This window comes from Thermogutta sp. (genome assembly GCF_014359955.1).
Classification (GTDB): domain Bacteria; phylum Planctomycetota; class Planctomycetia; order Pirellulales; family Thermoguttaceae; genus Thermogutta.
Genome location: NZ_JACIYL010000932.1, coordinates 1 through 1,563 on the forward strand (window position 1 = coordinate 1; position 1,563 = coordinate 1,563).

The window sequence follows — 1,563 nt, forward strand, 5'->3', positions numbered from 1 at the left end:
AGGTGACGACTTCGCCGCAACCCGAGTGTTATGTTCGCTGCGGGGGAGGCCCCGAGCGACCGGTCGCGATTTACACGCTCCATGTCATGAATGGTGACGGCAGCACTATTCGGCCGATATCGGCCTTTGAGAGTTTTGAATGGCATCCCTGTGTCGATTTTTCCGGCAGAATCCTGTATGCCCGGTGGGATTATGTGGACCGGCATAATCAGCCGTTTATGGGGCTGTGGTCCACGCTGCCCGATGGTACCGGCGTGCAGGCGGTGTACGGCAATTTCACGTGGAACCCGTTATCGGTATTTGAAGCACGCCCAGTGCCGGGGTCGCACAAAATTGTGTTTACGGCATCGGCCCATCATTCGATCACCGGAGGAAGTCTGGTCTTGCTCGATCCCCGGCAGGGAACCGATGGCGAAGGCCCCCTGACCCGTCTTACGCCGGAAGTGTGTTTCCCGGAGAGCGAGGGCTGGCCTGCCCATTATTATGCCAATCCGTATCCGCTCAGTGAAAAATTCTTTCTCGTGTCGTGGAGCGATAAACCTCTCGCAGACCATGGGGGACAAATGGACGATGCTGGTCCCGGGCTGTATCTCTACGATGCCTTCGGCAATCTTCACCTCATTTATCGGGATCCCGAGATTGGCTGCGAATGTCCCCTTCCTCTGGCTCCCCGCCCGCGACCTCCGGCTGTAGCCAGCGAATCGCAGGCCCTTTCGCGTGACACGGCCACATGCGTGATCGTCGATGTTTACGCGGGAATGCCTACGGTGACGCGTGGGGCGGTGAAAAAACTCCGCATTGTGGGACTTCCCGTCAAAACTCATCCCACCATGAATTACCCGGAATTAGGTTTGACCCACGAAGACCCCGGCAAGTTTGTGCTGGGCACGGTGCCGGTGGAACCGGATGGTTCGGCGTATTTTCGCGTCCCCGCCGGTGTTTCCGTTTTCTTCCAGGCACTGGATGAAAAAGGGATGGCCGTCAGAACGATGCGTTCGGCCGTTTATTTCCAGCCTGGGCAGATTGCGAGTTGTATTGGATGCCACGAGTCACGGCAGACGGCACCGCCGATCAAGGCGATCGCCGCGCTCAGAAAGGAGCCGCGGCCCATTCAACCCGGTCCCGTGGGGAGCTGGCCGTTTGATTACAACGAGTTGGTGCAGCCGGTTCTGGATCGGCACTGTGTGAGGTGCCACAACCCTTCTGGCGAAGGCAAAAATTGGGATCTCACAGCGGGCCAATCATGGGAAACGCTTGTCCGCTACGGCAACCCCAGTCTGGCAGACCTGGTACTCGAAGGGTACAGCCGGGGACGGTCTCTTCCCGGAGAAGGATTGGCTGCCCGCGCTCCGCTGGTTTCCCTGCTTGCAAAAGGCCATTATCAGGTCGATTTGCAAGCCGAGGATTGGGAACGCCTGATTACCTGGATGGATCTTTATGGGCAGAAGCGAGGTTATTTTGACGACAGACAGTACCAGGAGTTGGTGAACCTGCGAGAGCAATTGAGAGGGGTTCTCGTCGGTATGATGGATGCGGCACCGTGAGACGACCTGGTAGGTTGGC

At 57.9% G+C, this 1,563-nt stretch carries 1 protein-coding gene; it reads left to right on the plus strand.

Annotated elements, in window-relative coordinates:
• A partial coding sequence (locus H5U08_RS18315; protein WP_297036451.1) for a hypothetical protein occupies positions 1-1,544 on the plus strand: 1,544 nt, incomplete at its 5' end.
• Positions 1,545-1,563: the final 19 nt, after the last annotated feature.